Origin of the sequence: Pseudoalteromonas sp. APC 3691, assembly GCF_030408135.1 — a bacterium.
Lineage (GTDB): Bacteria > Pseudomonadota > Gammaproteobacteria > Enterobacterales > Alteromonadaceae > Pseudoalteromonas.
Genome location: NZ_JASDCB010000008.1, coordinates 38,492 through 61,411 on the forward strand (window position 1 = coordinate 38,492; position 22,920 = coordinate 61,411).

Consider the following 22,920-nt stretch of genomic DNA (forward strand, 5'->3'; position numbering starts at 1 on the left):
ATGATGAATATAATAGTGGAAAATGTTAATCCGTTCTTAATAAGGCAAATGATATGATTATTGGTGTTCCTAAAGAAATTAAAAACCATGAATACCGTGTAGGTATGGTTCCTGCAAGTGTTCGTGAATTAGTAAACCACGGTCACCAAGTGATTGTAGAAACTGATGCAGGCATGGGTATTGGTTTTACTAACGAAGATTACACGCTAGCGGGTGCTGAAATTTTAGCAACAGCTGCTGACGTTTTCGCTAAAGCAGACATGATTGTAAAAGTAAAAGAGCCACAAGCTGTTGAACGTGCAATGCTACGTGAAGACCAAATTCTTTTCACTTACTTACACCTTGCACCTGATCTTCCACAAACTGAAGACCTTGTAAAAAGCAAAGCTATTTGTATTGCATACGAAACTGTAACTGACTCTCGCGGTGGTTTACCGCTCCTAGCTCCTATGAGCGAAGTTGCTGGTCGTATGTCTATTCAAGCTGGTGCACAAGCGCTTGAAAAATCTAACCACGGTCGTGGCATGCTACTAGGTGGCGTACCAGGCGTTGAAGCTGCTAAAGTTGTTGTTATTGGCGGCGGCATGGTTGGTCGTAGCGCAGCTCAAATGGCTGTTGGCCTTGGTGCTGAAGTTGTAGTGCTTGATCGTAACATCGACGTATTACGTGCACTAGATGCGCAATTTGGTAATAAAGTAAAAGCTATTTACTCAACTGCTGATGCACTAGAAAAACACGTACTAGAAGCTGACTTAGTAATTGGTGGCGTACTAATCCCAGGTGCAGCTGCACCTAAATTAGTAACTGCTGCGCACATTAAAGCAATGAAACCTGGTTCTGCAATTGTTGACGTTGCAATCGACCAAGGTGGCTGTATTGCTACTTCTAAAGCAACGACGCATGCTGATCCTACTTTCATCGTTGATGAAGTTGTTCACTACTGTGTTGCTAACATGCCAGGTGCTGTTCCACGTACATCTACGTTTGCACTTAACAATGCAACATTGCCTTTCATCATTAACCTTGCAAACAAAGGTTATAAAAAGGCATTACTAGATGACGCTCACTTCTTAAAAGGCTTAAATGTAATTAAAGGCCAAGTAACTTACAAAGAAGTAGCTGAAGCGTTCAACATGGAATATGTTGACCCACGCACAGCGGTAGAAAACGCATAATTTAGCGTTTTGTAGTTAGGTTGGTATTAAGTAATGTAGCTACCTAACTACAACCCATAAATAAAGCAGCTAATTAGCTGCTTTTTTTGTATTTAAATTTCAGATTTATATAAACTTATTTAGATAAAACGCTTAATTATAAAATCTACTTTTACGCGCTTAGCTTGGCCAAGTAGTTTTTTAACTGGCTGCGGGTAATCATCCATCGTTTCTAAATCATCTGGGCCTGTTAAACGTCGGCAGTGTTGTAAAATTTCCTGCTTTTCGTTATCAATAGCATCCATAATTGTTTGCTCTGGATCTTCTATTAAAATACCGTTTTCGATATCAAGACCCCATGCACGCGGATTTAAGTTATGCCCGCTCAGTAAATGTTTTGTTCTATCTGAACAAATACCTTTTAAATGAAACGAATTGCTTTCATCTTTCCACAGATACACATTTAAATTACCGTTATCGATATGGCGCTTTTGCGTTTTTACAAATTTATGCAAAATAGTTTCGTATAAATAAGGTAATGCCCCTATTTTACTAAACGGCTCGCTTGGCGGTAAATAAAAATCATTTGCTGTTTTATCGCCTACAACAATAGTCACTTGCTTGCCTTGCTTTAATAATCGGCGCAGTGATCGCATAAGCGGTGCCGGAAAATTAAAGTATGGCGTATACAACACAAGCTCTTGCTCTGTTGTATCAAATAACGCTTTTATTAAACGATTTAACTCGTTATTACGACGCCCGAGTCCTAAAAACAAGCGAATACCTAATGCTTGCGTATTTAGCTGCTCTGCTGCGTTATAACTTGCGACTTTTAAATCACGCATTAATTGCTTTTGATCAAGCTTAAAGTCGTGCAAACGCTTAAGCGGTCGCGTGTCTATACGTGGCACAGCCACTGATGAAAGTAGCTTTGTCTCAATAAAATCAACCACTGAGTCACACAGTTCGTTCTGCGTTATTAAAAAGTAGCGATCGAGTCTGTAGCGTTCGTTATGCTGCAAGTAAACGTTATTTAAACTTGCGCCGCTGTAAAGTAAGGTGTCGTCAATTACAAAACCTTTTAAATGCAATACGCCAAACAATTCTTTAGCTTTTACAGGTACGCCATAAACTTGTACGTTCGATTTAAACTTTTCTAAATCGTCACAGTATAAACTTGCGTTACCGTCTGATTTATCAGCGCCAATTAATCCACGTTGCGCGCGATGAAAATCCACCAGCACTTTTATCTCAAGTGCCGGGTTTGCCAATGACACACGATGCAGCGCTTCTAAAATTTCGCGACCTGCTTCGTCATCCTGTAAATACAATGCCGTAATGTAAATTCGTTTTTTTGCGTTAGCTATCAAACGTAGCAATTGCGTTCGGTAATCTTGCGCATTGGTTAAGACGTTAACGTCTTTTGAAGTCAACCCGAATGCGGGTTTTTCCTGCCAAAATAACATAGTTGCCTATTCACTTAGGTCACATAATCTATCAGTGACAAATAAAATTAGGTAAAACATAACAAAAAAAATCAAGGGGGTCATGAATTAACGCTGTTTTATTGCCTGTTAGTCTGTTTTTTGAGCTACTTTGACATATTAACTGTAAAAGCATAGAGCTCTAGTACACAATACTGCACAGCCTTTCGATTTGAGAAAAAAAATAATCGCGGATTTTGTTTACATCTGCCTTGTTTTTCTTAGAATCGAGCGCATTAAAGACCGTATTAAACGTTTAGGAAAAAATAATGACTGAAGCAAAACATTGTAAGCTACTAATTTTAGGCTCTGGCCCAGCTGGTTATACTGCAGCAGTATATGCCGCACGTGCAAATTTAAACCCTGTTTTAATTACAGGCATTCAACAAGGTGGTCAATTAACAACCACAACTGAAGTTGAAAACTGGCCTGGTGATGCACACGGCTTAACGGGCCCTGCATTAATGGATCGTATGAAAGAGCACGCTGAGCGCTTTGAAACTGAAATCATATTCGATCACATCAATAAAGTAGATGTATCTAAGCGCCCTTTCACACTAACTGGCGACCAAGGTACTTACACATGTGATGCATTAATCATTGCAACAGGTGCTTCTGCTAAATACTTAGGCTTAGAGTCTGAAACTAATTTCCAAGGCCGTGGCGTTTCAGCCTGTGCTACATGTGATGGCTTTTTCTATAAAGGTCAGAAAGTAGCGGTTGTTGGTGGTGGTAATACAGCGGTTGAAGAAGCGCTATACTTATCTAACATTGCTGACGAAGTACATGTTATTCACCGCCGTGATAGTTTCCGTAGTGAAAAAATACTTGCAGACCGCCTTGCTGAAAAAGCAGCTAACGGTAACGTTGTTTTACATTACAACCGTACGCTTGACGAAGTATTAGGCGACCAAATGGGCGTAACTGGCATTCGTATTAAAGATGCACACTCTGATGCAACACAAGAGCTAGATTTAGCCGGTGTATTTATTGCTATTGGTCATAAGCCAAATACAGATATGTTTGTTGGTCAACTAGAAATGAAAGACGGCTACTTAGTTGTAGAGTCTGGATTGAATGGTAACGCAACTCAAACAAGTATAGAGGGCGTTTTTGCTGCAGGTGATGTGTCTGACCACATTTACCGTCAAGCAATCACATCAGCGGGTACAGGCTGTATGGCTGCCCTTGATGCAGAGCGTTTCTTAGATAATTTATAAGCAATTAAATAAATTATAATAGGGCTGATTATTCAGCCCTTTTTTTATGTCTAAAATATAGTTACACTTTTACGATCAATTATAAAATAAGTACTGTATGAGAAATCAGCTATACCAATTAAGTGAAACCGATATAGCATTCCCCAATCCGGAATACGCATTAGAATCCCCTGATGGCTTGTTAGCAATTGGCGGAGATTTAAGTTTACCTCGCCTAAGTAATGCCTACAAAAGCGGAATATTCCCTTGGTTTAGCGAAGATGAGCCTATTATGTGGTGGTCGCCGAGCGAACGCGGGATTTTTGAACTGGATGATTTTCATATAAGTAAGAGCCTGCGTAAACATTTAAAAAAGCACCCTGTAAAAGTAACCATTAATAATGCCTTTGAGGAGGTAATAGAAGCTTGTCGCGATCAACGCCTTGATACCGATGGCACTTGGATCACCTCTGACATGCTCAACGCTTATGTTAATGCACACAATGCTGGCATTGCCCATAGCTTAGAAGTGTGGAGCAACGGAGAGCTTGCAGGTGGCTTATATGGTATTATGCAAAATGGTGTTTTTTGTGGTGAATCGATGTTTCATCATCAAACCAATTGCTCAAAGCTTGCTATGTGGGCACTGGTAAATTGGCTTAAACGTCATAATGCGCATTTTATTGATTGCCAGTTAGAAAACCCTTATTTAATGACCTTAGGTGCACAAGTAATCCCCCGCTCAACATTTTTGACTAAACTAAAAGCTGCACATAACTATATTATTAATCCTATTATGTGGGAGCCACAAGAACTTGACGCAATCTATGAATGAGCAACTTCCTGCACGTGTTGGTTTAACCCAAGAGTTTGACTGTAGTTATTTACCCAACAGACAAGAGCAACTATTAGTTATTCTTGATCCTAGTTGCTACAGCACAGACAAATTTGAGTCATTATTAGGCTTAGGGTTTCGTCGCAGTGGTAACCAAATATATCGTCCACACTGCCCAATATGCAGTGCATGTAATTCTGTACGTGTATTAGCACAAGACTTTATCCCTTCAAAATCGCAAAAACGTAAACTAAACAAAGCAAAAAACCAGTTTGAAGTGAAATACTCGATGCAAGAACGCCCTGAGTATTATCCGCTCTATAGTAGATACATAACGATGCGCCATCAGGATGGAAGTATGTATCCTCCTGAAAAAGAACAGTTTCAAAGCTTTTTACTTTGCAGTTGGCTCAAAATCACATTTATTGAACTATGGCACCAAGATACTTTAGCCGCAGTTGCCGTAACTGATTGTATGAACAGCTCTATTTCTGCAATTTATACTTTTTTTGACCCCGACTTTGAACACTATAGTTTAGGCTCTGTGATGATATTAGAGCAGCTTAAATTTGCAAAAGAGCAAAATAAGCAATACGTGTACTTAGGCTATCAAATTGATGAATGCGATAAAATGAAGTACAAAACTCAGTTTTTACCAGCTCAAAAACAGCTCAATGATGAGTGGGTGGCTATTTAATTTGCAAATATAGCCCCTGCGCCTTTACTTATTGGTGTATTTTGGGCAAAATCTGCAGCGTTTAACTATTAAAGAGGTGTTACGCTAAACATGGCGAAAGAAGACGTAATCGAAATGCAAGGGACAGTCCTTGATACTTTACCAAATACAATGTTCCGAGTTGAGCTAGAAAATGGTCACGTAGTTGTGGCTCACATTTCAGGCAAAATGCGCAAAAACTATATCCGTATTTTAACCGGCGATAAAGTAACGGTAGAAATGACTCCTTACGATTTATCAAAGGGTCGTATCGTATTCCGTGCTCGCTAAGTAAGTGCGTAAACGAGATTTAGTTTTTGGCTAGTGTTTTACTAGCTTTAAGCGTTTATTAAATGTAATTGATAGACATTGACTAGCAATTACATTTAATAAACAAAAAACCCAGTTTTTACTGGGTTTTTTGTTGCCTATAAAAATGGCAAAAAAATGGCCCGCTATTATTTAGCGGGCCATTTTTATTTAACTTAGTTGTGTAATTAACGTTTTACGCTGGCGTTAAATTGCTCTCGTAATCAAAGCGGATCTTCTTGTCTTTAACCGATACTTTAACTGTACCGCCATCAACAAGTTCACCAAACAGTATTTCATTAGCTAATTGCTTTTTAAGCTCTTCTTGAATAACACGTGCCATTGGACGTGCACCCATTGCTTTATCGTAGCCTTTATCTGCCAACCACTCACGTGCTTTAGACGTAAGCTCAAGGTTAACTGATTTTTTATCAAGCTGCGCTTGCAGTTCCACAATAAACTTATCAACCACCAGTAAAATAACTTCACGTTCAAGGTGATTAAACCAAATGATGTTATCTAAACGGTTTCTAAATTCTGGTGAAAATACTTTATTAATTGCACCCATTGCATCGTGCGTATGATCTTGCTCTGTAAAACCAATCGACTTACGCGTAGTTTCTTGAACGCCCGCATTGGTAGTCATTACAACCACTACATTTCTAAAGTCAGCTTTACGGCCGTTATTATCGGTCAACGTACCGTGATCCATAACCTGTAGCAAAATGTTGTAAATGTCTGGATGCGCTTTTTCAATCTCATCTAAAAGTACAACAGCATGTGGATTTTTAATAACTGCTTCTGTTAATAAACCACCTTGCTCAAAACCAACATACCCTGGTGGAGCACCAATTAATCGACTAATTGCATGGCGTTCTACATATTCCGACATATCAAAACGAATAAACTCAACACCCATACATTTAGCAAGTTGCTTAGTTACTTCTGTTTTACCCACACCGGTAGGCCCTGCAAACAAAAACGAACCTACTGGCTTTTCTTCGCTCGATAAACCAGAGCGAGATAAACGAATAGCTGATGTAAGTGCGTCAATAGATTGATCCTGCCCAAACACGAGCATTTTAAGGTTACGGTCTAAGTTTTTAAGCGTTTCTTTATCTGTTGACGAGACGCTTTGCGCTGGGATACGTGCCATTTTAGATATAATTAGCTCTATATCAGCCACGCCAATGGTTTTTTTACGTTTAGAGCTAGGTTGTAGGCGCTGACTTGCACCGGCTTCATCAATTACATCAATTGCTTTATCTGGCAAGTGGCGCTCATTAATGTATTTAGCACTGAGTTCTGCAGCTGCTTTTAATGCTTTTTGAGTGTAACGAATGCCATGATGCTCTTCGTAACGCTCTTTTAAGCCATTTAATATTTTAGTAGTATCGGCAACACTTGGCTCAAGTACATCAATTTTTTGAAAGCGACGTACTAATGCACGGTCTTTCTCAAAAATATTTTTATACTCATTGTAAGTTGTTGAACCCATACAACGCAGCTTACCACTTGAAAGGAGTGGTTTAAGCAAGTTTGATGCGTCCATAACACCACCAGACGCCGCGCCGGCACCGATTATGGTATGTATTTCATCAATAAATAAAATAGAGCCTGGCTCAGCTTGCAGCTCTTTTAGTAAGCTTTTAAAGCGCTTTTCAAAGTCGCCACGGTATTTAGTACCCGCAAGCAATGCACCCATATCTAGCGAGTACACAACAGCATCTGCAATTACTTCTGGTACTTGCTTATTAACAATGCGATACGCTAAGCCTTCAGCAATTGCTGTTTTACCAACGCCCGCTTCACCAACAAGTAATGGGTTATTCTTTTTACGACGACACAATACTTGTACTGTGCGCTCTACTTCGCTGTCGCGTCCGATCAGTGGGTCAATGTTACCTTCACGAGCTTGAACGTTTAAGTTAGTTGTAAAGCTATCTAGCTTGCTTGCTTCTTCATTTTGAACTTCTTGCACTTCATCATGAATATCGTCGCTGTCGTTGCCTAATTCATCATCTGCTTTAGAAATACCATGCGAAATAAAGTTAACGATGTCTAAACGCGATACATCATGCTTTTTAAGTAAATATACAGCTTGGCTTTCTTGCTCAGAAAAAATAGCAACTAGCACATTCACGCCAGTGACTTCATTTTTACCTGACGATTGCACATGGAACACAGCGCGTTGTAATACACGTTGAAAGCCAAGTGTTGGCTGAGTTTCACGCTCTTCTTCTAAATCTGGAATGACGGGTGTTGTTTCGTCAATAAATTCTAATAATTCGGTTTTTAAACCAGAAATATTAACACCACACGCGTTTAGGGCTTCTCCTGCAGAAGGATTATCTAACAGCGCAAGTAAAAGGTGCTCTACGGTCATAAACTCATGACGGCGAGTGCGCGCTTCACGAAACGCGGCATTTAATGTGAGTTCTAAGTCTTTGTTTAGCATTGGCAACCCCTTACTGAGATAATAATTTATACCACAACAATCGGATGTTTGATCACCCTAATTGGTATTTATTCCTGCTCACAACTACAAAGCAGTGGATGCTCGTTATCACGCGCGTAGCGGTTAACTTGTTCAGCTTTGGTGTGGGCTACGTCGGCGCTGTAAACACCACATATACCCTTACCTTTTTCATGAACCTGAAGCATCACGTCGGTTGCTCTATCGCTATCCATATTAAAAAACGTCGTTAAAACTTCTATTACAAAGTCCATCGGCGTGTAGTCGTCGTTATTTAAAACAACTTTATATTTTCGCGGCGGCTGTAGCTTTTGCTTTTCGCTGTCGCGAACTGTATCGATAACACCTGAATCTTTCATACCACTCATAATTAAATATAGTCTTGTCTTTGTAACTCAAGCAAACTTGAATAAAAAATAAATAAAATGTTAAAAAAATAACTCAAAACACTTGACTGGTTGGCTAAATAAACTACAGTCAAACGTAGATTGATTAAACCTTAGTCAGTCTAGCAAATAATACAATTTAGAATAACTAAATTAGTCAACTTATTGAAGGATGTAGAAGTATGGCTTGCGGTAAAGTTAAATGGTTCAACAACGCTAAAGGTTTTGGTTTCATCGTAGAAGACGGCTGCGAGAATGATATTTTCGCTCATTACTCAACAATTGTAATGGACGGTTATAAAACGCTTAAAGCTGGTCAAGATGTAACATTCGAATTAGAACAAGGACCTAAAGGTCTACACGCTAAAAATATTGCCCCAGATGGTGACATTATTGAGTGACTATTGTTTTGTTCGACTAAAGCGAGTGACCTTTTAAGATCCTCGCTTAATTCCTTAAGCATACTAACTTATCTCTTCTCCCTTATTTATTGCCTCTTTTCATTCAAATTCAACCCTTTTCCTTGAATTTATTTTATATACCCCAATGTTCTAAGAGTTGATTGTTTAACTGCTTATTGGGCATGCTCAACCTCTAGCCCTTTTTATTTAAGCTTGTTACACTCTTGGTGCTAAAAATTGCGTATTAACGCAGCAACTAATCCAACTTGTCGCCTCTTTTATATGTACTAGGCTAAAGGCTGATTTATTTTTGTTAATTTTTTAGCTATAAATACAATTCCAGTTCGTCAGGTGTGACTATTCTGCTTTTATAAAAGAGCAACGCTGAGTACCAACACCTAACAAACTATTCATTACGAGCGTATGTATTCATTAACTTGTTTAATAATATGTACTCACTCATTAGTAATGATTTTCTTTGCATTGTTGAATAAGACCTTTTCGGTCTACTATCTAGGAATGATGATGACATCAAAAATTATCTATACAAAAACGGACGAAGCTCCGGCACTAGCAACTTACTCGTTGCTACCGATCATCCAAGCATATACAAATGCGGCCGGTGTTGAAGTTGAAACTCGCGATATCTCATTAGCAGGTCGTGTAATTGCCAGCTTCCCTGATTATTTAACACAAGAACAACGCATTGGTGATGCACTTGCTGAACTTGGCGAGCTTGCTAAAACACCAGAAGCAAACATCATCAAATTACCAAACATCAGTGCATCTGTACCACAGCTTCGCGCTGTAATTAAAGAGCTTCAAGCAAAAGGTTACGCTCTTCCAGAATACCCTGTTGAACCTAAAAATGATGAAGAAAAAGCAATTCAAGCTGCTTACGACAAAATCAAAGGCAGTGCAGTAAACCCAGTACTACGTGAAGGTAACTCTGATCGTCGCGCACCAGGTTCTGTAAAAGAATATGCACGTAACAACCCGCATTCAATGGGTGCGTGGAGCAAAGATTCAGAGTCTTATGTTGCAAGCATGAGCGAAGGCGACTTCTTTGGTTCAGAAAAGTCAGTAACTGTTGATACAGCCACTGATGTACGTATTGAACATGTTGCAACTAACGGCGACGTTTCTGTACTTAAACAAAGCACGCCTCTTTTAGCTGGCGAAGTTATTGATGCATCAAGCATCAGCGCTTCTAAGCTTCAAGCTTTCTTAGCTGCTGAAATTGACGCTGCTAAAGAAAAAGGTGTTTTATTCTCGCTTCACATGAAAGCGACAATGATGAAAGTATCTGATCCAATTATCTTTGGTCACGCTGTAAAAGTATTCTACAAAGATGTATTTGCTAAACACGGTGAGCTTTTTGAAGAGCTAGGTGTTGATGTAAATAATGGTTTAGGCGATGTATATTCTAAAATTCAAACATTAGACGATGCTAAGCGCGAAGAAATTGAAGCGGACATTCAAGCTGTTTACGCTAGCCGCCCTGCTATTGCTATGGTTGATTCTGACCGTGGTATTACAAACCTACACGTACCAAGTGACGTGATCATCGATGCTTCTATGCCTGCTGCAATCCGTTCAAGCGGTCAAATGTGGAATAACGATGGTAAATTACAAGACACTAGCTTTGTAATTCCAGATCGTTGTTACTCGGGTATTTACCAAGCAACTATTGATTTTTGTAAAGTAAATGGCGCGTTTGATCCAACAACTATGGGTAGCGTTCCTAACGTTGGTCTTATGGCTCAAAAAGCTGAAGAATACGGTTCACACGATAAAACGTTTGAGGCTAAAGCAGATGGTTCTATCCGTGTTGTTGATGCAAATGGTAATACATTACTTGAGCACAGTGTTGAGCAAGGCGATATTTGGCGCATGTGTCAGGTTAAAGACGCACCAATCCAAGATTGGGTTAAGCTTGCAGTAAATCGTGCACGCGCAACAGGTGTTCCTGCTATTTTCTGGTTAGATGAAAATCGTTCGCACGATGCTGAACTAATCAAAAAAGTAAACAAATACCTACCAGATCACGATACAGCTGGCCTAGATATTCAAATTTTAGCACCGCTTGAAGCAACATTGTTCTCATTAGCGCGTATTAAAAAAGGTAAAGATACTATTTCTGTAACAGGTAACGTATTACGTGATTACCTTACAGATTTATTCCCAATTTTAGAGCTAGGTACGAGTGCTAAAATGCTTTCAATTGTTCCACTTATGAACGGTGGCGGCTTATTTGAAACTGGCGCGGGTGGTTCTGCACCTAAGCATGTTCAACAATTCGAAAAAGAAAACCACTTACGTTGGGATTCTTTAGGTGAATTTTTAGCACTTGCTGCATCACTTGAGCACCTTAGCGTAACTACGGGTAACAACAAAGCACAAGTACTTGCTGATACGCTAGATAAAGCGACAGGCACTTTCTTAGCAGAAAACAAGTCTCCTTCACGTAAAGTAAAAGAAATTGATAACCGTGGTTCTCATTTCTTCCTATCTTTATTCTGGGCACAAGAACTTGCTAAGCAAAATGATGACAGTGAACTTAAAGCACAGTTTACTCAAATTGCTAGCGACCTTGAGTCTAATAAAGAGCAAATCGTAAGTGAACTTAACGATGCGCAAGGTCCTGCAGTTGATTTAGGCGGTTACTTCCAGCCTAACGATGATGCAGCCTTTAAAGCGATGCGTCCAAGCACTACATTTAACGATATTCTTGCTAAATTAGTATAAATATTGGTTTAAATTTAAAAGCCGCTTACTTGTAAAAGTAAGCGGCTTTTTTGTAACCATAAAAAAGGCTGCAGTTGCAGCCTTTTCTTTTACCTAAATAAAAATAGTAGGCAATACTATTTTGTATAGGCGCGTGGCATTTTTGAATCAGTTGTATAACGGTCACGCAGTTTATCTTGGCGAGATTGTGTAGATACCTCAACGCCATTTATAAACATTTTGCTCACGTGGCTGCTTAGTTCAAACGGGTCATTACTCCACATTACTACATCAGCGGCTTTACCTACTTCAAGACTACCGGCATTGATACCAAATACATCTGCAACGTTTGATGTAACCGCTTTTAACGCACCTTCTTGGCTCATACCATACGATACTGCATTACCAGCATCAAAACGCAGCTGATAAATATTGTGGCTTGCATCGCCACCTACCGTTAATAATACTTTAACCCCTGCTTTTTCAAGCACACCTGCATTATCTAAACTCGCATGAAGCGAATCAAAACTTGCTGGTAAGCTATCCATTGCACTAACGATCACTGGGATATTTGCTTTAGCAACTCGCTCTTTAACTACAACAGCGTCTTGTGCGCCATTAAGTACCAAGTTAATACCAAATTGCTCTTTTACTTTAATAAGCTCAATAATATCTGCCGCACGAGATACGCCAACCACTAATGGCATTTCGCCACTGAGTACTTTTGCCATTACTTTATCTTCAGTACTTGGCTTGTCGTCATCTTTTTTAGCTTTTTTACCGGCTTTAGTTTTGTGCTCATCAAGCTTATTAATAAGTGTTTGCAAAGTAAAAGCACGAGAACCTTTACTACGCTCACCTAAGTAAACAATTAAAGCCGCTTGTTTTTGCATGTCGCTGTCAAAACTACCACTTAAATCAACAACACTCGCAAGGCCTGAAAAAATGCTATCGCCGCCATGAGGGGTAATGACATCGCGTGTTACACCGCCTTTACGAGCGTAAGGGATTAAGCTTGAATGTGCGTTGTAAGCAAGACTTACGTCAAAATCAATACCGGCTTTTTCCTCGCCTGCATCGCGAGAGCCTGCAACTGCACTTACTTCAACTAAACCAAGTTGATTAATACTTGCAATAAAGCCAGGGGTTACAATTTGGCCCTTTGCATCAATAATTTGATCTACTTTAATTTCAGTTGGGTTAATCGCTGTGATTTTACCATCTGTCATTACAATGCTTGCCGCTTCTAAAACACCTTGATCAGATGACGTATACAATGTTGCATTAATAATTGCTAGCGATTGTGCGCTTACAGCACCAGATGCTAATAATCCTGCAGCAACCAGAGAAAGCGAAAACGAACGTGATAAATTTTTCATTCTGGGTGCTCCTTATTGTTGACCTAACATAAAATCACTTGTTGCTTGATACGCGCTGTCGTTTCTATCGTAAACTTTTGCACCATCAACAAACACTTGTTCAGCTTTAGCATAAACACTAAATGGGCTTTGATTCCAAATAACCACATCGCCCTGCTTACCCGCTTCTAGTGAACCTGTTTTGTCATCAATACCTAACGACTTAGCAGCGTTAGCCGTGATCCATTTAATAGCGTGTTGCTCAGAAATATCAAAACCGTTTTCGTTAGCACGGTACATAACCTTGCCAGCTTCTTGGTTTAAGCGCTGAATAGTAGTATCTGAATCTGAGTGAACAACTGCACATGAATTTTTAACAGCATCAACAATAGCTACGTTTTCTTGAACCATGTCGTAGGCTTCCATTTTAAAACCCCACCAGTCTGGCCAAAGTGCAGCACACGAGCCATTCTCAGCAAGTAGGTCAGCAATTTTATATGCTTCTACACCGTGGTGAAAAGTACCCGCGTCGTAATTAAATTCTTTTGACAGGTCAATCATCATTGCCATTTCTTCAGCTTTATAACAATGATTATGAATACGTACTTCGCCCTCAAGCACACCACGAAGCGTGTCGTGTTTAATATCACGTACTGGTGCTTCTGGGTTTAAACCTGCTTCATAATCGGCATCGTATTTATCCCACGCACGTTTGTACTCAGCGGCTTCAGCCCACGCCATACGGTAACCCGCCATATTACCCATACGGGTAGAAGGCAATACACCTTGACGACCATAAACACGTTTAGGATTTTCACCACACGCCATTTTTAAACCATAGGGTGCTTCTGGAAATTTCATGCCTTGCATAGTGTGTGCAGGTACGTTTTTAAGCGTAACGCCGCGGCCACCAAATAAGTTAGCTGAGCCTGGTAAAATTTGTAGAGAAGTAATGCCGCCTTCGCGTGCGCGATTAAAGCCAGGATCTTGTGGCCAAACAGAATGCTCAACCCACACTTCTGCAGTGTTAGGGCTTGTCATTTCGTTACCATCTTGATGCGACTCAACCGAAGGGCTTGGATAAGCACCTAAATGTGAATGTACGTCAATAATACCCGGTGTTACCCATTTGCCTTGTGCATCAATTGTAACATCAGCAGTAGCAGTTAAGTCTTTACCAACTTGTTGTACTTTGCCGTCAACAAGTAATACATCAGCTTCATCTAAACGCTCACCAGTACCTGTAAGTACTGTTGCATTTGTAATAAGTGTGCTTGATGTAGAAACGGGCTGATAAGTGCTTGGGTAAGGATTTTTGTTGATTGTTATTTTATCGTCTTGCGGGCCGTTTTCTTGGCAACCTACAAGTGCAGCAGCTAAGCCAACTGCTAATAAAGAAGGTGCAAATTTTTGCATGTTGTTTGGATCTCCTGTTTTTTTGCTACTTTAGCGAAAGCTAAGGAATAAAGCCAAAAAAACAGGTGAAAACGCAGTTAATTAAGATGAATATCTGTAATTATTTCTTTATATAATTGTTATACAACTTTTCAAGCGCACCTTCGGTTGTAAGCGAGGGGTCTTTGCTTATAAAGTGCTTTACCGTACGCGTTACAAAATCAGAGTTTTGCTTATGTAGCTTAGAAAAATCTTTAATAATTGTATTACCGTCTTTAGCCGCTGTCACTTTGTCATGACGGTGATGATACTGGCTTAGCGCTTTATTAAAATCCCCTTGGTAGTCTTCAACCAAAATTTTATAAAAGTCACTTTTTTGTACGTTTAAATCATTAATGCAGTAATTTAGCGCCTCTTTAAAGTCAGTAAATATCATGCCTTCTACATCAAACTCTTTTGTTTTTTCACGTACTGCTACTTTGGCATCTTCTGTGGCATAGCTAAAACCAGTAAACGCTAAACGCTCAGCGGCTTCTTTTCCTAATTTCATACCCGCTTGAATACTATGCGCAAACTCATCGCTCATATCGCCAAGTTCGTTTTCTTCCCACATGTTATAAACACGCAGAGGTTTTGCGTATTTAGTGGCAAGCTTTTTCTTCATTTTAGTGAAACGCTCATCAATCGTCATCAGCCTTTCGTTATGTAAAAGTGCATGACACTCATAACACGCAGGAATAGATATAAAATCAGCTTCTTCACCTAAATCAACAATGCTTTGTAGCATATGCAGCGGAGGACAATGGTCGCGCTCTGTCGCTTCACAGCCACAATAAAAACACTGGTTAAAATGCTGCTGATCGCAAGCGTATGCTTGCTGATAATAACTGGCTAACGTTTTGCTCACCGTTGCTCCTAAAAAACACGACTAAATTATGGGGGCGATAATAACAGCCTGAAAAAATAAGTCATACCAATTACATTAAATTAGTAATCTATTATTGCGCTAATAAAGTAGCGCAATAACAAGGCGAAATTATAACGTGTAGTTGCTATCACTAATTGCTCCCTGCATTGCTCTACCTCCTGCATCCATGCACTCGTACACGAACAATTTTTAACGCAGTAATTGCGCTATTTAATGCGATAAAATGATTGTTTTTTTAATTGGTATCAGTAGCTATATTTAAATCACGGCCGCTATTAAACCAAATAAACCACCAAACACACCACCCCACACAACAAGCCAGCCTAAGTGCTCGCGGATCATGGTTTGAATAATCTCTTTAACCATTTTTGGGGTAAGCTCATCTAAGCGCTCATCAACTAATTTAAGTACTGTTTTATGTAGGCTCTCTGCGCTATTACCTTGTGAGAGTGTTTGGCTTACTAATGCTTTAAAATCGTCAGTTTGGGAAATCTCACTAAGCGACAATTGCATTTTTTCAATAAACTTTTCACGCATTGGCTCTATTGCCGCTGTGCCACCAAACATCCCTAACATGCTACCAAACTGTGACTCTTCAATAACGACAAGTAAATTGTCGAATGCAGGGTTTAAATCAACATTGCTAATTATTGGCTCAAAATCGATATTGGGCTGCGCTTTATTGAGTAAATTATTAATTTTTTGCTCTGAAAAAAACTCCGTTAATATTAGGTTTCGTATAGCTACTTTAAAGCTTTCAAACTTAAGCGCTATAACGCCTGAGCCATATAAAAACGGGACCTTTTCGAACAACATATGAATCGCTAATAAATTAGTTACCGCGCCAGAAAGTGCAAATAAACCAACTGATAACACAATTGCTTGGTTAAACATAAAACCTACAACAACACATAAACCCGCTAGCAAATTGGTTATTAAACTTTTGTTCATTTTTACTCCATTACAGTAAGTGTAATTTTTATGCAATATAGTCGTTAATTTTACAACGTTTAGATTGTTAAATTAATACCTTTTTGCCATAGTTTAAGTATCTGTTTAAAAGGCGAGCAATTGTTATGTGGAAAACAGTAAATGAGCACATCAGCCAAGCCATTAATTTTGACTTTAAACACACCTATAAACGCCAATTACAAAGTACAAATACCGATAAACTATTTCATATTACCAATGGTACGCATAACTTCTTCGTTAAAATAGCATTAAAAAGCGAACTCGAGCGTTTAGAAAGTGAATTTATTGGCTTAAAGCTTTTAGCGCAAAATAGTAATTTTAAAGTCCCTGAATGTATTACAACCGGTGCAAATATAGAGTTTTCGTTTATTGTTTTACAGTGGCTTGTTTTAGATAAACAACCCCACAACACGTGGGCAACTATGGGAAGCAGCCTGGCTAAAATGCATCAAAAACACGACCAAGCCATGTTTGGTTTTGATGTAGACAACTACATAGCCACTACTATACAACCTAATCGCTGGCATAAAAAATGGGATGTATTTTACGCCGAAGAGCGTATAGGGTGGCAATTACAGTTACTCGCTGAAAAAGGCATTAACTTTATTGAACCCGAGCGCTTAATTAATGCCGTTAAAGAACAGCTGCATAGTCATCAAGTTGAACCCTCATTACTGCATGGCGATTTTTGGCGAGGAAATATGGGCTTTTTAAAAGCAGAGCCAACGGTATTTAACCCGGCTTGTTATTATGGTGATCGGGAAGTGGATATTGTAATGAGCGAACTATTTGCGCCACTGCCAAAAGACTTTTATAGCGCCTATAACCAGCACTATCCGCTTTCTCAAAATTACGAAAAACGTAAGTTAATATACCAGCTATACCCTATTTTAAATCACGCTAACATCTTTGCCGGTCACTATCTTACTGAAGCTAAACAACATATAGAAAAGCTGGTATTTGAAGGTATAAAATAAGTGTCATAAGCTGCATTTCAGCACTATATTTAATGAGTAAGTAGGCGTTCATCTGTAAGCGATTAAGTTAAATCTAACTTAATTATTTATAACTGGAGTGATTATGAAAGATTTTTTATCACAACGAATAACGTGCCCACACTGCGGACACCACATACATTTAGACTTAGACGCAAGCATGGGAGATCAAGACTACATAGAAGATTGCACTGCCTGCTGTAACCCAATTCATTTAAATATGCATATAGATCATGCTAACAATAAATTAGAGCTACACGTAGACAGTGACGACGAACAAATATTTTAACTTAAGCCTGATGGCGTAAGTAGTTTTCTACCGTATTTACAATAGTGTAAGTTTGCTGATCAACTTCAATATTAAACTTGTCACCCACTTGCGCTGCACCAATGTTTGTAATGGCGAGCGTTTCCGGAATTAGGTGTAACCAAAAACCATGTTCATCAACTTCGCCCACGGTTAAGCTTGCGCCATTTATAGCAACAAACCCTTTATATAACACATACTTTTGCCACTCTTTTGGCAAACTGAGTTGTATTTTGCAGTTGTTCTCAAGCTTCACTATTTGAGAAATTTGTGACGTACAATGAATATGCCCAGACACTATATGCCCACCTAGCTCAGTACCAAACGTAACAGAGCGTTCGTAATTAACTAAACTACCTAACTCAAGCAGTCCTAAATTAGTTAACTTTAGGGTTTCGTCAATCACATCAAAATGCACTTGCGCTACCACATCGTGATTACTTAGCTCAACTTGCACAACTGTTAAACAACAGCCATTAATAGCAATACTTGCGCCTAAATCTAAATGCTTAACGTACTCATCGCTCACCGATACAACTAAGCGTAAAACACCGTCTGTTTGAGTTTTAGAGACCACCGTAGCTTGCGTTTGCACTATTCCTGTAAACATAAAATCACTTTAAATTATTACAAAGTGCTAGTTTAACGTATCAACTCATAAAATCATTCACTACTGTGATTTTTATTTAAACCCCAATAGATTACAATTACGCCCTATTTTATCAACTAGCTGTTTTTATGACCTTTTGCAATTGGGAAGCCAAGCGTTTACTTTCCCTCGCTTTACCTGTTTTTTTAGCGCAAGTTACACTTATTTTAATGTCGGTCGTCGACACAATTATGGCAGGCCAAGTTAGCCCTACTGACTTAGCTGCACTGTCTATTGCAACAGGAATATGGAACCCATTATTACTTGGCCTTCAAGGCATTTTATTAGCGCTTACCGGTATTATTGCGCAGTTTTCGGGTAGTGATGACCGCAAAGGCATTAGCCACTATTTTCAACAAGCGCTTTATTTAACCGCTATTTTGAGCTTTACAGGCTTTGGAATTGCCCATTTAGCAGATGCTATTATTTTTAAGCTCGATACAACGCCTGCAATTGCAAACCTTGCCATTGACTACATTCACTTTGTGAAATGGGGTGTGTTTGGATTTTTAACTTTTACGGTATACAGAAACGTTACCGAAGGCATGGGAATGACCAAGCCCGCGTTTTACATAAGCCTATTAGGTTTAGCTGTTAATATTCCGGTAAATTATATTTTCATAAATGGCTTATTTGGTTTTCCTGCCTATGGCGGCGCGGGCTGTGGCATTGCCACAGCCATTGTTTTAACTGTTATGGCAATAGCGCAAGTCACTTACTGCCAAATGAGTAAAAAAGTAGATGCTAAAGGCCTGCTTTCATCATTCGAAAAACCTAATTTCACTACCATTGGTATTATTACTAAGTTAGGTATACCAATTTCACTCGCCACCTTTTTTGAAGTCACTTTATTTGCGTGTATACCGCTATTTATAGCGCATTTAGGTGCAGTAGCTATATCGGGGCATCAAATAGCAGCCAGTGTAACTACATTGCTGTTTATGATGCCGCTGAGCCTATCAATCGCTATTAGCATTCGTATAGGTAACTTATACGGCCAAAAGAACATGACTCAATTAAAAGTTGCGGTTTCTACCAGTTATATTTTAGCCATTGCTGTGGCGTTATTTTTAGCACTTATTACGTTTGCCGGTCGTGATTTAATTAGCCAACTGTATACCGACAGCCCCGCTGTTATGGCATTGGCTTCATCAATTATGATTTTAGCGTGTATTTACCAATTACCTGATGCACTCCAAGTTGCAGCAAATGGCATACTCCGTGGGTTAAAATACACCACGCCTATATCGTATATTACGTTTATATCGTATTGGTTAATCGGCTTTTGTTTAGGTTACGTATTGGCAAGAACAGACATAATTGTGCCAGCTATGGGGCCACACGGTTTCTGGACTGGGATAATAGTAGGTCTTAGTGTCGCTGCTATTTTATTAATGCTAACGGTAAAAAAACGTCTAAAATATGAATTTCTTAAAATTGATGCACTCAATCAAAACTAACAAACTCAGCCTTAAAACATTACCAGCTGCTTTGCTGGTAATGTGTTTTTTAACGATTACTGGCTGCAACAAACCACAAAGTAATATAAACGTTACTTATATTGAACGCTTAAGTAGCACAGTTGATACAAGCCCAACACAGCCTGCGCCACTCAAGCAACTCCCCTTACTGCAGCCTACCCCAATAGCACAAAGTGACTTAACACTGAGCATTGTTGAGCTTGCAGGCATTAGCCAATGTAAGCTTAACGTGCTTATAAGTGAGCACAATAACCAATTAGGAAAAACCGCCAGCGCTGCTGGGCAATTAAAATATCAAATAAACTTTATCAAAAGTGCACAAGTTTGCTTAAATACGCTTGATAAAAACAGCCCTAGCTATACAAAAATACTCGCTGCCAAAAACTATAAAGAAACACACCTAATGCACTTTTTTAACGCCATGTTATTTAAAGAGCCAGAGCTAAATCGTACCTGGCAACTCACCTCAAACGAGCTTACTACTGAACCTGCAGGTTTTAGCGATACCGTAATTGCGCTAAAGCAACTTGTATTCATTAAGCAGAAAATTAAGGCGAAAGAATTTAGTGAAATTAATAGTAATTCTATTTTTAGTGCACTCGAGCAGCTTAATAAATTTCAATTTAACCAAGCACTCATTCAATCGGCCCGTAAACAGGTAGTGTTAAATAACAGCGCCACGCAGTTTGTAAAAACACTAAACTTGAATACCCTATGCCCTCAGGGTAAAAATAATAAAAGCGCAAAAATCATAAACAACGTATTTCAAAAGTTTTACCTAAAAGAAATTCAGCCCTATCAAGCGCAATTAACTGGTTATCTGGAGGTACTACAACCGCTTTATAATGAGCTTTGGTTTAACGAAAGTATCTCAAGCCCTCAAATTAATAACTTAGTCAAAACGGACTCAGCAAGTAACTTACTGAACTTACTTAAAAGCTCAGCTAAAAAACATGTGGTTTGGTGGCAAGTATTTTATAAAACGTGTGAAATAAGCCCAATGTGAATAAAAAAACGGCAAATAAACTCAAAAACAACAAACTTGCTTGATTCACCAACCGCCACGCTATATATTAGCCGCCGTTGTTAAGCAATTAACACCTACTTAAATAAAGTAATACGACTGTAGCTCAGTTGGTTAGAGCACTACCTTGACATGGTAGGGGTCGGTGGTTCGAATCCACTCAGTCGTACCAACATTTAAGAATCCTAAAATAATTGTACGACCGTAGCTCAGCTGGTTAGAGCGCTACCTTGACATGGTAGAGGTCGGTGGTTCGAATCCACTCGGTCGTACCAATTAAACTCTATATTTCAAACAGTTAAAAACCCTATTCAATCTATTCGTTTAATTATTCAACTAAAAATTAAATTCTTAGTTTTTTATTATTTTGTATTCAAAATTTTAAAATAACGAGAGCCAAGCCTCAAAAGATCATCCTAAAAATTCCAGTTTTTATCGATTTGTGCCCAAACTTGTGCCCAAGCGCCCAAACCACTTTTTTAGCTCTTTAATCTTCCTCAAAATTAGACCCCTACCCTTGCAAATTCACAAACCTCAAATCACAAATTCCAAACCAAAAATTTCAAATCAGGTGACCACTACCCTAATATTTTCCGTGTCATTTCATGAAATATTCTATGACCCCTATTCCATAAACTGCTTCTGTGCCTTGTTTAGACATCGGTGCCCACACAAGGCACTAATACACTAATTAGTTGTTCGGTAAACGTCAAGTAATAGCAAACATGATAGCCACAGACCCAATCTTATTAAGTAAAAAAAGCACTTATAGATAAGTTTATGGACGAGCACTTACAAGGCATCCCTACCAGTGCTGACGTTGATGAAGAGTTTGAGCTTTATTGGGAAAAAGAAAAGCGTCTAGAACTTAAGAATTTTGCCCACGAGCAAAAGCTAAACCAAGAACGCTTAGAAAAGCTAGTAACACGTTATGAGCTAAGTGACGAAATGCCATTAAGAGATGACTTTGCTTGATGTACTAGAAACTAAACCCAGCCTTTTACAACACAGAAAAATACTGCCAGTAATACCGGATAAATTTAAACACTTTGTTGATACGTTTATCGCAGAGTTTTAAAAGGCTGTGGCGGTATTTATTGTAAACCGTCAACGGTTGACGGTTGACGGTTTAGCAAAATGAAGACTTTTAGCTCCTAATTAGTCGTAAGTTTGCACGCAGGTGATTATATGTATTCGTCCAAGCTAAATTTGATCATTCAATTTTAAAAACTCCAATAGTGCTCAGTATCAGAAATAAGATAGGTTAGGGTCATTGCTAACTTTTCTTTACAAAAAGTTTATACATTGAAAATACTAGTTTTTTTCACATAAATGTAGTGAAATATCTAAATGCAGTTATAATTCTTTCGTTTTTTGGGGCAGTGACATAAAACAAGGTTTTTTGGTTTGGCTCGCTCCTTTATTTTTGTGTGATTTTCAATAATTAAAAAGGATAAGGAACTTTAATGGACTTTTACAACATACTACTTGCAGCTTTATTAGTTGTTATCTTAATGGGTGTTATCAAAGGGTGTGGTGAAAATAGAAGTATAATCGTTTTTAGAGATTACGATGATTTGGGACTTACGTTTGCAGTGCCCGCCTCATTTTATTTTATTACTCTCATCATCACATGGATGGGTGGGAGTGAAAAATTTAGTTTAGTTATTGGCGGTGCTGTATCTCTTTGGCTTTTTACTATTGTGATGAAAAATACGTATTTAGATAACGATAGAAATGTAGGGAAGTTTTTATTGGCTATGATCACTAAAACTCCCTTAGCTATTATATGGATTCTTAATCTGATAAAGCTATTGAACCCAGATGGGAAAGGTGCACAACGAACACGCAACCGCTCGGAAGCGCTATTAATTTTAACATTCCTAACTCCTGTTATCGGTCTATTGGTAGTGGAAAAAACGGGAAGCTACTTTAACCCTAAAAGCTGGATTCATGGACGAAGAGTAGGATCAAAAATTAGAAATAACTTATAGCTTGTACTTTACGGGTACATTGTTGTTAATGAAACCTAGCTTTTTTTCCTTTATGTTACTTACTTTTTTATGCTTCTCATCGCTGTGCGCATCTTGCACGAAGCCTCTAATCAGCAACATTCAGTCTTTCT

General features: G+C 38.8%; 21 protein-coding genes and 2 tRNA genes. 15 read left to right on the forward strand and 8 right to left on the reverse strand.

Going from position 1 to position 22,920, the window contains the following annotated elements:
• The first annotated feature begins 53 nt into the window (after positions 1–53).
• On the forward strand, positions 54–1,175 hold the full coding sequence (gene ald, locus QL998_RS04365; protein WP_024599039.1) for an alanine dehydrogenase: 1,122 nt from the start codon (positions 54–56) through the stop codon (positions 1,173–1,175).
• Between the two features lie 119 nt (positions 1,176–1,294).
• Here ald and pssA read toward each other — a convergent pair whose 3' ends face one another.
• Positions 1,295–2,620 carry a CDP-diacylglycerol--serine O-phosphatidyltransferase gene (gene pssA / locus QL998_RS04370; protein WP_101217386.1) on the reverse strand — a complete coding sequence of 442 codons (1,326 nt, stop codon included), beginning with the start codon at positions 2,618–2,620 and terminating at the stop codon, positions 1,295–1,297.
• A gap of 287 nt (positions 2,621–2,907) precedes the next feature.
• Between pssA and trxB the strand changes: the two genes are divergently transcribed.
• The 4 genes from trxB to infA all read left to right on the forward strand — a co-directional run bounded on the left by trxB (position 2,908) and on the right by infA (position 5,678).
• Entirely contained in the window at positions 2,908–3,858 is a 951-nt protein-coding gene (trxB, locus tag QL998_RS04375; protein WP_182196999.1) for a thioredoxin-disulfide reductase, read from the forward strand.
• A gap of 97 nt (positions 3,859–3,955) precedes the next feature.
• On the forward strand, positions 3,956–4,672 hold the full coding sequence (gene aat, locus QL998_RS04380) for a leucyl/phenylalanyl-tRNA--protein transferase (protein WP_024595507.1): 717 nt from the start codon (positions 3,956–3,958) through the stop codon (positions 4,670–4,672).
• Positions 4,665–5,369, forward strand: a complete 705-nt coding sequence (locus QL998_RS04385; protein ID WP_182197023.1) for an arginyltransferase — start codon at positions 4,665–4,667, stop codon at positions 5,367–5,369. The genes aat and QL998_RS04385 overlap by 8 nt, the downstream gene beginning before the upstream one ends.
• 90 nt (positions 5,370–5,459) lie before the next feature.
• Positions 5,460–5,678 (forward strand): translation initiation factor IF-1, encoded by a 219-nt coding sequence (gene infA, locus QL998_RS04390; RefSeq protein ID WP_002962494.1) that lies wholly within the window; start codon positions 5,460–5,462, stop codon positions 5,676–5,678.
• A 214-nt stretch (positions 5,679–5,892) separates the two neighbouring features.
• Here the strand turns inward: infA and clpA are convergent, their stop codons facing one another.
• The gene (gene clpA / locus QL998_RS04395) at positions 5,893–8,154 is read right to left on the reverse strand and encodes an ATP-dependent Clp protease ATP-binding subunit ClpA (protein ID WP_007585108.1); all 2,262 of its coding nucleotides are present in this window, start codon (positions 8,152–8,154) and stop codon (positions 5,893–5,895) included.
• Between the two features lie 68 nt (positions 8,155–8,222).
• On the reverse strand, positions 8,223–8,531 hold the full coding sequence (gene clpS / locus QL998_RS04400) for an ATP-dependent Clp protease adapter ClpS (protein WP_007585109.1): 309 nt from the start codon (positions 8,529–8,531) through the stop codon (positions 8,223–8,225).
• A 209-nt stretch (positions 8,532–8,740) separates the two neighbouring features.
• Here clpS and cspD point away from each other — a divergent pair, with 209 nt between their 5' ends.
• The gene (gene cspD, locus QL998_RS04405; RefSeq protein WP_002962500.1) at positions 8,741–8,959 is read left to right on the forward strand and encodes a cold shock domain-containing protein CspD; all 219 of its coding nucleotides are present in this window, start codon (positions 8,741–8,743) and stop codon (positions 8,957–8,959) included.
• Positions 8,960–9,484: 525 nt separating this feature from the next.
• Positions 9,485–11,707 (forward strand): NADP-dependent isocitrate dehydrogenase, encoded by a 2,223-nt coding sequence (locus QL998_RS04410; RefSeq protein WP_290192213.1) that lies wholly within the window; start codon positions 9,485–9,487, stop codon positions 11,705–11,707.
• A gap of 116 nt (positions 11,708–11,823) precedes the next feature.
• Here QL998_RS04410 and QL998_RS04415 read toward each other — a convergent pair whose 3' ends face one another.
• From QL998_RS04415 to QL998_RS04430, 4 genes are all read right to left on the reverse strand, one after another.
• Positions 11,824–13,065 carry an amidohydrolase family protein gene (locus QL998_RS04415; RefSeq protein ID WP_290192214.1) on the reverse strand — a complete coding sequence of 414 codons (1,242 nt, stop codon included), beginning with the start codon at positions 13,063–13,065 and terminating at the stop codon, positions 11,824–11,826.
• A gap of 12 nt (positions 13,066–13,077) precedes the next feature.
• Entirely contained in the window at positions 13,078–14,460 is a 1,383-nt protein-coding gene (locus QL998_RS04420; RefSeq protein ID WP_010552614.1) for an amidohydrolase, read from the reverse strand.
• A gap of 100 nt (positions 14,461–14,560) precedes the next feature.
• Positions 14,561–15,346, reverse strand: coding sequence for a hypothetical protein (locus QL998_RS04425; RefSeq protein ID WP_182197004.1), 786 nt, complete (start codon positions 15,344–15,346; stop codon positions 14,561–14,563).
• A 279-nt stretch (positions 15,347–15,625) separates the two neighbouring features.
• Positions 15,626–16,318 (reverse strand): DUF445 domain-containing protein, encoded by a 693-nt coding sequence (locus QL998_RS04430; RefSeq protein WP_182197006.1) that lies wholly within the window; start codon positions 16,316–16,318, stop codon positions 15,626–15,628.
• A 125-nt stretch (positions 16,319–16,443) separates the two neighbouring features.
• Here QL998_RS04430 and QL998_RS04435 point away from each other — a divergent pair, with 125 nt between their 5' ends.
• Positions 16,444–17,316: a fructosamine kinase family protein gene (locus QL998_RS04435; protein WP_182197008.1), complete on the forward strand. Its 873-nt coding sequence runs from the start codon at positions 16,444–16,446 to the stop codon at positions 17,314–17,316.
• Between the two features lie 103 nt (positions 17,317–17,419).
• Entirely contained in the window at positions 17,420–17,623 is a 204-nt protein-coding gene (locus QL998_RS04440) for a CPXCG motif-containing cysteine-rich protein (protein WP_008166246.1), read from the forward strand.
• A gap of 1 nt (position 17,624) precedes the next feature.
• On the opposite strand, the gene QL998_RS04445 is transcribed toward QL998_RS04440, so the two are convergent.
• Entirely contained in the window at positions 17,625–18,251 is a 627-nt protein-coding gene (locus tag QL998_RS04445) for a riboflavin synthase subunit alpha (protein WP_182197010.1), read from the reverse strand.
• Positions 18,252–18,379: 128 nt separating this feature from the next.
• Between QL998_RS04445 and QL998_RS04450 the strand changes: the two genes are divergently transcribed.
• The 6 genes from QL998_RS04450 (at position 18,380) to QL998_RS04475 (ending at position 22,789) form a co-directional block, all read left to right on the forward strand.
• The gene (locus QL998_RS04450; protein ID WP_182197012.1) at positions 18,380–19,750 is read left to right on the forward strand and encodes an MATE family efflux transporter; all 1,371 of its coding nucleotides are present in this window, start codon (positions 18,380–18,382) and stop codon (positions 19,748–19,750) included.
• Complete coding sequence (locus QL998_RS04455) at positions 19,713–20,777, forward strand: DUF3080 domain-containing protein (RefSeq protein ID WP_259365666.1); 1,065 nt, start codon at positions 19,713–19,715, stop codon at positions 20,775–20,777. Before QL998_RS04450 ends, QL998_RS04455 begins: the two co-directional genes overlap by 38 nt.
• A 113-nt stretch (positions 20,778–20,890) precedes the next feature.
• Positions 20,891–20,967, forward strand: a tRNA-Val gene (locus QL998_RS04460).
• A gap of 26 nt (positions 20,968–20,993) precedes the next feature.
• Positions 20,994–21,070: transfer RNA gene (locus QL998_RS04465), tRNA-Val, on the forward strand.
• A gap of 505 nt (positions 21,071–21,575) precedes the next feature.
• Positions 21,576–21,770 (forward strand): hypothetical protein, encoded by a 195-nt coding sequence (locus tag QL998_RS04470; RefSeq protein ID WP_225913274.1) that lies wholly within the window; start codon positions 21,576–21,578, stop codon positions 21,768–21,770.
• A gap of 491 nt (positions 21,771–22,261) precedes the next feature.
• Positions 22,262–22,789 (forward strand): hypothetical protein, encoded by a 528-nt coding sequence (locus QL998_RS04475; protein ID WP_290192215.1) that lies wholly within the window; start codon positions 22,262–22,264, stop codon positions 22,787–22,789.
• Positions 22,790–22,920 lie beyond the last annotated feature (131 nt).